The following is a 10,024-nucleotide window of genomic DNA, read 5'->3' as shown; positions in this document are numbered from 1 at the left end:
AGGGATCTTTGGAACCGCTGCTGCCCGCCGACCCCCGCATGATCGCCCGGTTCCAGCTGCTGGCCAGGCTGGGCTCGGGCGGCATGGGAGAGGTCTTCCTCGCGCTGACCCCCGACGGCCGGCAGGTCGCGGTCAAGATCGTGCGGGGCGGTTTCGACGGCGGCGAGGCGATGGCCCGCTTCCGGCACGAGGTGGAGGCCGTCGGCAGGCTGCGCAGCCGGTGGACCGCCGCGCTGGAGGACGCCGACCTGACCGGCAGGCCGATCTGGCTGGCCACCGAATACGTGCCCGGCCCGACCCTGGCCGCGGCGGTGGCGCGGTTCGGCGCGATGCCGCCGGGGGCGGTGCGGCACCTGGCCGCCGGGCTCGCCGCGGCGGTCGCCGACGTGCACGCGCAGGGCGTCCTGCACCGTGACCTGAAGCCGAACAACATCGTCCTGTCACCGTCCGGCCCGCGGCTGATCGACTTCGGCATAGCCCGGACCGGCGACCAGACCGCGCTGACCCGCACCGGCAGCGCGGTCGGCACGCCCGGTTACCTGGCGCCGGAGATCGTGCGCGGCGGCGCGCCGAGCCCGGCGGCCGACGTCTTCGCCCTCGGCGCGATGCTCGCCTACGCCGCGACCGGCCGTCCCCCGTTCGGGACCGGCGACCCGCACGCGATCATGTTCCGCAGCGTCGAGGACCCCGCCGACACCGAAGGCGTCGAGCCGGCCCTCGCCGCCCTGATCACCCGGTACACGGCCAAGGACCCGGCGGCGCGGCCGACCGCCGCCGAGCTGCTGGCCGAGGCGGACGAGCAGGTGTCGGCGGACGACGCCCCGATCGTCGCAGGCTTCTACGAAGGCCTGGCGGCGATCGCCGACACCGTGCCGCAGGACGTGGCGACCGCCACCGAGCTGGGCCTGCTTCCGGCGACCGGGCCTGACGGGCCCGACGCCGCAGCGGCTCCGCGGCGGAATCGCAGGCGTGCGGCGGTCCTCGTCTCGGCGGTCTCGGCCGCCGCGGTCGTCGCGATCGCGCTGGCGGTGGAGTACCCGCCGAGCGGGACCGACCATGCCGGACCCGGCGCGAGCGGCCTGCCGTCGACTGCGGCGGGCGGCGGTTCGCCGGTGGCGGCGGCTGTCAGCGGCGCGACCGGGAGTGCGAACGGCGCTACGACCGGCACCACGGCCGCCTCGACCGGCGCGAGTGGCGCAAGTGGAACCGGCACCGGCACCGGCACGACCGGCACATCGTCCGCCGCGACCCCGTCGTCGACGAGCACCGCACCGCCGACCACGTTCCTGCGCGACCGCCCCGGCACCCAGGGCGTCGAAACCTCGATCCTGTGGAATCCGCAGACGCACGAGTGCGAGAACAGCCCGGCCCGCGAAGAAACCCTGCCGAACGAGTTCGCCTTCCAAAGCTCCGCCGACCGCCAACCGGTCGCGTCCGGCACCCCGGTCACCATCGGCTTCCGCAGCAAGAACCCGAACTCCGGCGCCCCGTACTACATGGCGGCCGAAGTCCTGCCCCCGCCGAGCTACAACGGCAACGCCGTGCTCTACCGCTGGAACGACAAACCCCAGCCGTTGAGCACCGACTGGGCCTACACCACCTTCCCCAAGGACTTCACCCCCACGCTCAGCGCACCCGGCGCCGGCAACCTCCCGGCGGAGACCGACTTCCCGGGCGACTACGTCGTCCTGTGGTTCCACGTCCACAGCGACGGCGAGGCCTACTACGTCGCCTGCGATGGTTTCTCCGTCTCCTGACGCGTCGCCTCAGAGCTCCGCTGCGGCTTCCCGCAGGTACGCCTCAAGCCGTCTGATCGGCGCGGTCACGCCTTTCGTGTCGAGGCGGCAGGTGTAGAGACGACGAACCAGCGTGGGCTTCCGCATCGGGAGGACCACCACGCTCAGGGGAGCGTCCAGCAGCAACAACCGCGGCAGCAGCGCGACGCCGAGGCCGGCCGCGACGAGGTTGAGCGCGGTGCGGAAGTCCATGCCGTCGAAGTCCAGGCGCTGTCCGCTCCCCCGGTCGCCGACGACGGGGGCCGCCGCCAGGTCGCGGACGTCGACCGGGGTGTTGATCCACGCGTCCGACGGCAGGTCGGCCGGGGTGACGCCGTCAGCTCCCGCCAGCGGGTGTCCGACGGGAACGACGACCATGATCGGATCGTCCATGAGGTGCTCCTGCCGCAGCCCGGCGGGCACCGGCACGGGAGCGTGTTCGTAGTCGAAGGTGATGGCCAGGTCGATCTCGCCCCGGATCAGCAGCGCATGTGTTTCGCGCTGTTCGAGTTCGCGCAGTGCGATGTGAACGCCCGGGCAGGCGGCACGCAGGCGTGCCAGCGCCGGCGGGACGATGGACGCCGCCGCCGAGATGAACGCGCCGAGCCGCACCTCGCCGACCGTGCCCGCCGCGAGCGCCGCGAGCTCGGTGGCAGCGCGGCTCATCGCCATGCTGATCGCGGCTTCGGTGTCGAGCAGGACCTGCCCGGCCTCGGTCGCGCGGACCGGACGCCGGACCACGACTCGCGCGCCGACCCGGCGTTCCAGCTCGGCGATCTGCTGCGAGACCGCGGACTGGGTATAGCCCAGCTCTTCCGCGGCGGCGGCGAACGAACCGAGCCGCCCGACGGCGGCGAGCGTCACCAGGTGCCGCGGATCGAACTGCCAGGACATGAACTTAAGCCTAGCTTATCGGTCGAGAAGAGATCATCGCTTGTGCTAATCCGGAGGCGTGGCTGACGCTGAACGCATGGACTTCACGCGATTCGACGCCGCCATCGACGAACTCCCCCGACGCCGGGTCGGGTTCTACCCCACCCCGTTCCACGCCTTGCCCAACCTGTCGGCCGCGTACGGGATCAACTTCTTCATGAAGCGCGAGGACCTGGCGGGCCCCAGCGCCATCAGCGGCAGCAAGCTGCGTCTGGCCGAGTTCATCCTGGGTCGGGCCGTCCAGGACGGGGTGACGCACGTGATCACCCAGGGCGCCTACCTGACCAACTCGGGGCTGCAGTTCGCCGCCGCCTGCCTGAGCGCCCGGATCACGCCGATCCTGGTCCTGACCCGGAACGTGTCCCGGCACGGCGAGCTCGGCGAGTTCCGCGGCAACTACCTGCTCACCCGGACGATGGGGGTCGAGACCCACGTCGTCAACGTCACCGGCAGCACCTGGGACACGCCGCGGGTCGCCGCGCGGATCGCCGACACCATCGCGGACCGCAAGGCCGAGCTGGAGGCGCAGGGGCACAAGGTTCTCGTCGTCGGAGCCGGCGGCGCGCACCCCGACGGCTTCGTCGCGCACGCCCTGACGTTCCGGGAGATGCTGGAGCAGTCCGCGGCCGCCGGAGTCGATCTCGACTTCGTCTACCACACGATCGGTACCGGGACCGCGCTGCCGGGGATGCTCGCGGCCAAGCTGAGCCTGGGCCACCCGGTACGGTTCCGGTCGATCTCCATCCTGGGATACGACGACGGAGACTGGATGAACCCCGGCGTGATCGTCGAACGGACCAAGGCGGTGCTGGCCACCCTGGGCGCGCCGGTCCCCGACGACGCGACGATCCGGGCCGAGATCGACGTCGACCAGCGCTTCATCGGCGAGGAGTACGCCGTCGCCACTCCCGAGAGCTCGGCGGCGATCCGCGAGCTGGCGCGGGCCGAGGGCGTCTTCGTCGGCCCCGTCTACACGGGCAAGGGGCTGGCCGGTTTGCTGGAGCACGCCCGCAGCGGACGGATCCCCGCCGGCAGCAACGTCGCGTTCCTGCACACCGGGGACACCGGCAACTTGTTCGAGATCCCCCAAGTCGTCGGCCCCATCGCCGAATAAGACCGAATAAGACCACAGATTCCCGGATTCTCGGAGGCACCCATGAAGGCGATCATCGCGACGGATCAGAACGCGGAAGCAGCCGGCATCACCCTCGCGGAGCGGCGCGAGCCGGCACCGGCCATCAACGACGTCGTCGTCCGAGTCCACGCCTCGGGCTTCGCCCCGGCCGAGTGGGAGTGGCCCTCGACGTGGGTCGACCGCGCCGGCCATGAGCGAACCGAGGCCGTCATCGGCCACGAGTTCGCCGGCGTGGTCTCCTCCCTCGGCTACGGGACGACCGGGCTCTCGCTGGGCCAGCGGGTGTTCGGGATCACCGACTGGCACCGCGACGGAACCCTGGCCGAGTACACGGCCGTGGAGGCACGCAACCTCGCGCCGCTGCCCGGCGACGTCGACTTCACGGTCGGCGCGAGCCTGCCGATCTCCGGCCTGACCGCGTGGCAGGGCCTGTTCCAGCACGGCCGCCTCCGGGCCGGCCAGAGCGTCCTCGCCCACGGCGCCGCCGGCGCGGTCGGCTCCGTGGTGACGCAGCTGGCCCGGGAGTTCGGCGCCTACGTCATCGGCACCGGCCGGGCCGCCGACCGCCAGGCGGCACTCGACTTCGGCGCGAACGACTTCCTCGACCTCGACCGCGACGACCTCACCGACACCGGCGGCGTCGACGTGGTCTTCGACGTCATCGGCGGCGACGTCCAACGGCGCTCGGCGAGCGTCGTCCGCCCCGGCGGGACCCTGGTGTCGGTGGTCGGGCCCGTCGAGTACCGTCCTGCCGACGGCCTCGCGATCGACTTCGTCGTCGAGTCGGTGCCCGGTCAGCTGACCGAGATCGTCGACCGGGTGCGCGACGGACGCCTGCGCACGCACATCGGAACCGTCGCAACCCTCGACGACGCCCTCCCCGCCCTGAACCCGACCCGGCGGCGCAGGGGCAAGACCGTCATCCAGGTGCGCCACTGAGCGGCACGGCGCGGGCCGAATCCGACGATCCGCGACTCGCTGTCATCACAGCCCTGTCGTCGCACCCCTATCAGCCACGTTCAGGCAGGTCGTACTCGCGTCGGTACCGCTCGAGGTGCTCCAAGACCTCGGCCAGCTCCTCCTGCGACCGTCCCCCGAACTGGGCATAGCCCCAGTCCGTATAGATGTCGGCAACCTCGTGTCGCTCCTGAGCCGACGCGGCGACCACTGTTCTCGGGTCTGTGCGTCCATTTCGGCCTCCGGTCGGGTCAGCCTGCTCCCGGCGGCTGCCCATCTCACTGTCGAGCGCGGATGGCGCCCGCCCGCCGGATGATCATAAGGCAACCGGTTTCAGCGACGTTTCAGCCCCACGTCAGCGCACCGGGAGACCGTGAAGACGAGGCCGCGGCGAAACCCGCCGCGGCTCGAACCGGAACTCCCGAGGAGAACCAGACCCATGAGCAAGTCTCGAACCGCCCGCACCGGCTCCCGCACCGGCTCCCGCCTGGCCGGGGCAGCCGCCGTGCTGGCCCTGGCGCTGGGCGGCCTGGCCGCCACGGCCGGGCCCGCCGGTGCGGCGACGACCGCCGGGGGGACCGCGGTGACACCCGCCGACTCCCCCTGCGACCCGGTCGGCAACATCAACCTGGCTCCGACGACCATCACCCTCGGCGGTCAGATCACCGTCCAGTGGACCACCCGGGGCCTCACCGGCTGCAATCCGGCCATTCTCAGCGTGCTGATGAGCGGCCCGGGCTTCGACAGCCCCGAGCAGGTCAGCACGTCCGGCAGCCGCGTGGTCACCCCCACGCAGGCCGGCGTCGCGGCGTGGACCCTCAGCGTCGCCAGCAGCCTCGGCCAGACCCAGCTGGACCGGCAGACGGCCACCGTGAACCCGCCGCCGCCCCTGGTCAACGGCCTGGCCGGGGGCGCGGTCGGGTTCGCCGACAGTTCGGCTGTGGAGACGAAGGCGGAGACGAACAGCATCACCCCGAGCACCGGCCTGCACGTGATGAGCGGGACGAACCCGAGCCTGTACAACGTCGGCGGCGACTACGAGGGGGCTTATCAGGGCACGAACGGCGACCTGTGGGTCGTCGACGCCTCGGGCACCGCGACCGACCTCGGCCTGGGCATGGCCGCCGGGACCAGCCCGAGCATCACCACGGCCGGCAGCGCGGGCTTCGCCGTCGCCTTCCAGGCGAACACCGGCCAGCTGTGGGTCTACCGCTCGCAGACCGGCGCGGCGAGCCTCAAGCTGCCGATGGCGCCGCGCACCAGCCCGTCGGCGACCCTCACCAGATCCGGCGTCGCCATCGCCTACGTCGGCCAGAACGGCGATCTCGCCGCCTTCGACCCGGTCCTCGGCTTCGGCGGCTACACCGCCCCGGTGGCGCCGGGGACCAGCCCGGCGATCACCTTCGTCGTCGGCGGCGACTCCTACCGCATCGCCTACCAGGCGCCCGACCACACCCTGCGCACCACCGACTCGACCACGGCGCAGACCTTCGCGACCGGACAGACCATGGCGACCGGCACCAGCCCGGCGCTGACCACCCTGCCCGGCAACCAGACCGTCATCGCCTTCGGCGGCTCCGACGGCACGATCCGGACCCTGTCCTCGACCGGCGCCCTCACCGGCACCAACGCCCAGTTCCTGGCCGGCACGAGCCCCTCGATCGCCCCGGCGTCCGGCGGCGGCGTGGTGGCGGTCTGGGACGACATCAACAGCCACCTGGGCACGTTCGTCACCGGCACCGGGGTGACGCCGACACCCCTGGTCCTGGCCGGCGGGAGCAGCCCGTCCATGGCGCAGATCGACAACGGGGCGCGGTGACGGCCCGGGCCGGCGACCGACTCCGAGACCGAACCCGAACCCGAGCCCGACTCCGAGACCGACTCCGACTCCGACTCCGATAAGGACGCTCAGCCCGGACACCGGGCTGAGCCTGTCGGTGTCTCGCTCCCGCCGGCGATCTCGCGCTCAGTCGCTCAGTCCCCTGCGGCCCGCACCGCGGCGGCGATCGGCTCCAGCCCCGCGATCAGTTCGTCGAGTTCGTCCGCGCTGAGCACGTCGTACGCCGACGCCGCCAACTCGTCGGTGAGCGCTTCGATCCGCTCCCGGGTCGTCCGGCCGACGTCGGTGAACCCGCCATCAGCAGTCACCAGGCCGCGTGCGCGAAGGCCGTCGACCACGGCGGCCAGTTGCGCCTCGGGCAGGTGGTGCACCCGACCGAACTCCTCGGCCCGCATCCCGAGGGAGAGAGCCATCAGGACGTGGGCCTCCGTGCCGCCGATGCCGTGCGCGAGCAGGGCCGCGTTGTGCCCGTCGCCGCGGTGCTCGCGCAGCAGCGTCGCGGTGTGCCAGAGCCTGGCCACCGGCTCCGCGGGCACGGCGAGCGCCCGGAGTCCGGCGTACAGCGGCCGGCCCTCGGTCGGTGCGCTGACCGCGGCCCGGTACGCCAGGTCGGTGACCCGTCGCAGGTCGGGGGTGTCGGCGAGGGGCCCGATCCGCTGCCGCAGCGCGGCGGTGCTGCCCCGCTCGCGCACGGCGATCGCCTCCTGCGGGGTGGTCTTCCCCCAGACCCACGGGATGTGGCGTGCCACCTCGCCGTCGGCGAAGTTGTAGAAGACCGCGTGCACCACCTCGGCCGGGGCCAACCCCAGTGGCGCGGCGCGGCCGGCGAAGTATCCGTCCCAGTAGTTGCGCATGCCCAGGGCCAGGAAGCCCTCGTTCGGGATCTCGGAGAAGGTGACCGCGCCGATCGGCTCGATCAGCTCGGACATGCGGTGGACCTTGGCCTGTGGATGCGGCATCGTCGTCATCTCCTGTCGTCGTGGCCGCGCCCTCGCGGACGGCCTCTCACCGAAGCTACGAACGGTGCGGCCCGGATCCGACAGCTCGCTCGATCCCGAACCAGCGACCGAGGGCATCGTGCAGCTCCTTCGCCGCCACCTCCGCGGTCGTTGACGGTGCGCCGATCCACGCGGCGTGGCCGTCGGGACGGACGAGGATCGCGCGGGCGCCCTCCAGGGCAGGTGGGACGGCGTAGGCAGTCGTCACGCGGTCCGCCCACGGGGTGACGGCGGCGGCGAGTACAGGCGAGTCGGCGGAGCCGTCGAGCAGCAGCACACCGCCGACCACTCGGGCCAGGAGTGCTGTCAGGCTGTCTGGATCGGCCAGAACCGCCGGACCAGCCGGACCAGCCGGAGAATCCGTCCCGCCCTGGCGCAGAACGACGTCAGGCACCATCCGCCCCGCCCACGGATGCCCGACGTCCCCGGACGCCGGGTACCGGGTCCCGACCCCCGTGATCGCCTCGGCCAGCGGCCCGGCGGTGGCCTCGCACTCGGCCAGCTCGCCGAGCAGGTCGCGCACCGGACCCAGCCGGTCGTCCCCGTCCGCCTGACCGAGCACCGCCTGCGCGCGGGTGTTGCGCAGCAGGCGCGCACCGGCCGCGTGACGCTCTTCGTGGTAGCCGTCGAGCAGTGAATCAGGAGCCTGACCGTGCGCCACCAGGGCCAGCCTCCACCCCAGGCCGAACGCGTCGTCGATGGCCGCGTTGACGCCGATGGCACCGGCGGGAGGGTGGATGTGCGCGGCGTCCCCGGCGAGCAGCACCCGGCCTGCCCGGAGCCGTTCGGCCAGGCGCGCGGCGTCCCCGAACCGGGTGAGCCACAGCGTTTCGGCGATCTCAGCCCGGTGTCCCAGCGCAGCGTCGATCACGCGCTGGAAGGCGTCCGGCGTCACCGGCGCGTGCGGGTCGGCGTGCAGGTCGGCGGACGGGGCCGGATCGGCGGTGAGGAGCCGGACGTAGCCGGGACGCGGTATCGCGAACACCGTCGCGCCGTCGGGCCCGGTGTTCGGGCCGAACGCCACGGCCCGCGGATCGGCCAGCACCACGTCCCCGAGCAGCGTGAACCTCCGCGCCGCCGTGCCAGGGAAGCCGATCCCGGCCGCCGCGCGGACCGTACTGCGTCCGCCGTCGCAGCCGACCAGCCACCCGCAGCGAACCGTGGACGGACCGCCGGGACCTTCCACCCGCGCGATCACCCCGCCACCAGTCTGGGACAGGCCGGACAGGCGCCGACCGCGGTGGATGCGCGCGCCTGATTCCAGCGCCCACTCGGCGAGAAGTTCCTCCACGCGGGTCTGGGGGATGCCCAGGACGTAAGGGTGCTTCGTACGCATGGCGGCCAGGTCCAGGCGCGAGGCGCCGACGAACGCGGTCGTCGCGACGGTCGGCCCTTCGGCCAGGAACCGGGAGGCGAGGCCTCGGCGGTCGAGCAGCTCCAGGCTGCGGGCGTTGAGGTTGAAGCCGCGGCAGAAGCCCGGTGGCTCGGGCTCGCGTTCCAGGACGAGCGCGGGGACCTTCGCGCGTGCCAACTCCCCCGCGAGCGCCAGGCCTGCGGGGCCGGCACCGACGATCAGGACGTCGACGGTCTCCTCCGGCGATCCGCTTGAGCCGGTTGATCCGGTCGATCCGGTGTCCGTCATCATCGTCCGTCCCCTTCCGGCCAGGCCAACGTCCCCTGCTCGATCTCGGCGGCGGTACGCTCCACCCACTCCAGTTCGGCCTGCGCCAACGCCGCGGCGTATTCGGCCTCGATGACGAACAACCGAGGCACGCCGTGCTCCTCACGGGCCGCGCGATAAGCCTCGGCACCCTGCGCGATCCGCTCCCGCAACGCCGCAGCCCGCTCGCGCAGCGCCTCCGCGGCGCGCGGGCGCCCCAACGCGCCGAGGTAGGCGACAGCGGACAGGAACCTCGGATATTCCGGAGCGGGCTCTCGGATGAGCTCGTCGAGCCAGTCGGTGAAGCCATCCCGGCCGGCAGCCGTGTGGCGGTAGACGGTGCGGACCGGACGGTTGCCGGCCTGCTCGGTACCGTCCACCTCGATCCACCCGTCCCGAACGAGCGCACGAACGGTGTCGTAGAGCGACCCGGTCGTCAGCTTGAACGCGGCGTCCATACCCCGCTCGCGAAGCGCACCGACCATGGCGTGGGGGTGCATCGGCTGTTCGAGCAGCAGCCCGAGGACAGCCAGAGCGAGGGGGTTGGCGGGACGTTTCGGAGGCGGCGGGACGGCGGCGGGTCGACGGGTGGGCATGGACGCTCCCCTGCGCGTGCTCGATGAATTACTTGGAACCTAGTACTTGGATCCGAGTATTCATGACGCCAGGCCGGCAAGCAAGGCCGGGCAGCAAGACCGGGCCCGAGCATCCGGAAACCTCGTGTCA

8 protein-coding genes are annotated in these 10,024 nt (G+C 72.4%); 4 read left to right on the top strand and 4 right to left on the bottom strand.

From position 1 onward, the window contains the following. Positions 1-8 precede the first annotated feature (8 nt). A complete protein-coding gene (locus ABH920_RS18510; RefSeq protein ID WP_370350245.1) occupies positions 9-1,757 on the top strand; it encodes a serine/threonine-protein kinase in 1,749 nt (582 codons plus the stop codon). A 9-nt stretch (positions 1,758-1,766) separates the two neighbouring features. On the opposite strand, the gene ABH920_RS18505 is transcribed toward ABH920_RS18510, so the two are convergent. Continuing rightward, on the bottom strand, positions 1,767-2,669 hold the full coding sequence (locus ABH920_RS18505; RefSeq protein ID WP_370350244.1) for a LysR family transcriptional regulator: 903 nt from the start codon (positions 2,667-2,669) through the stop codon (positions 1,767-1,769). A gap of 76 nt (positions 2,670-2,745) precedes the next feature. Between ABH920_RS18505 and ABH920_RS18500 the strand changes: the two genes are divergently transcribed. The 3 genes from ABH920_RS18500 (at position 2,746) to ABH920_RS18490 (ending at position 6,619) form a co-directional block, all read left to right on the top strand. Next, positions 2,746-3,822, top strand: a complete 1,077-nt coding sequence (locus ABH920_RS18500) for a 1-aminocyclopropane-1-carboxylate deaminase/D-cysteine desulfhydrase (protein ID WP_370350243.1) — start codon at positions 2,746-2,748, stop codon at positions 3,820-3,822. A gap of 42 nt (positions 3,823-3,864) precedes the next feature. Further along, positions 3,865-4,782, top strand: a complete 918-nt coding sequence (locus ABH920_RS18495) for an NADP-dependent oxidoreductase (RefSeq protein WP_370350242.1) — start codon at positions 3,865-3,867, stop codon at positions 4,780-4,782. 457 nt (positions 4,783-5,239) lie between these two features. Further along, positions 5,240-6,619, top strand: a complete 1,380-nt coding sequence (locus ABH920_RS18490; protein WP_370350241.1) for a hypothetical protein — start codon at positions 5,240-5,242, stop codon at positions 6,617-6,619. A gap of 155 nt (positions 6,620-6,774) precedes the next feature. Here ABH920_RS18490 and ABH920_RS18485 read toward each other — a convergent pair whose 3' ends face one another. Genes ABH920_RS18485 through ABH920_RS18475 form a run of 3 tightly spaced genes read right to left on the bottom strand, consistent with a single transcriptional unit; the run spans position 6,775 to position 9,894 of the window. Next, positions 6,775-7,599, bottom strand: coding sequence for a MarR family transcriptional regulator (locus ABH920_RS18485; protein ID WP_370350240.1), 825 nt, complete (start codon positions 7,597-7,599; stop codon positions 6,775-6,777). A gap of 55 nt (positions 7,600-7,654) precedes the next feature. Further along, positions 7,655-9,280 carry an FAD-dependent monooxygenase gene (locus ABH920_RS18480; protein WP_370350297.1) on the bottom strand — a complete coding sequence of 542 codons (1,626 nt, stop codon included), beginning with the start codon at positions 9,278-9,280 and terminating at the stop codon, positions 7,655-7,657. After that, positions 9,280-9,894, bottom strand: coding sequence for a PadR family transcriptional regulator (locus ABH920_RS18475; RefSeq protein WP_370350239.1), 615 nt, complete (start codon positions 9,892-9,894; stop codon positions 9,280-9,282). Before ABH920_RS18475 ends, ABH920_RS18480 begins: the two co-directional genes overlap by 1 nt. Between the last annotated feature and the right edge of the window lie 130 nt (positions 9,895-10,024).

The organism is Catenulispora sp. EB89 (assembly GCF_041261445.1).
Classification (GTDB): domain Bacteria; phylum Actinomycetota; class Actinomycetes; order Streptomycetales; family Catenulisporaceae; genus Catenulispora.
Note: the sequence above shows the minus strand (reverse complement) of the source record. Positions and strands in the feature narration are given on the sequence as shown.

Coding starts and splice junctions, on each gene's coding strand:
- ABH920_RS18505 (WP_370350244.1), bottom strand. CDS start 2,669: ATGTCCTGGCAGTTCGATCCGCGGCACCTGGTGACGCTCGCCGCCGTC.
- ABH920_RS18500 (WP_370350243.1), top strand. CDS start 2,746: ATGGACTTCACGCGATTCGACGCCGCCATCGACGAACTCCCCCGACGC.
- ABH920_RS18495 (WP_370350242.1), top strand. CDS start 3,865: ATGAAGGCGATCATCGCGACGGATCAGAACGCGGAAGCAGCCGGCATC.
- ABH920_RS18490 (WP_370350241.1), top strand. CDS start 5,240: ATGAGCAAGTCTCGAACCGCCCGCACCGGCTCCCGCACCGGCTCCCGC.
- ABH920_RS18485 (WP_370350240.1), bottom strand. CDS start 7,599: ATGCCGCATCCACAGGCCAAGGTCCACCGCATGTCCGAGCTGATCGAG.
- ABH920_RS18480 (WP_370350297.1), bottom strand. CDS start 9,280: ATGACGGACACCGGATCGACCGGATCAACCGGCTCAAGCGGATCGCCG.
- ABH920_RS18475 (WP_370350239.1), bottom strand. CDS start 9,894: ATGCCCACCCGTCGACCCGCCGCCGTCCCGCCGCCTCCGAAACGTCCC.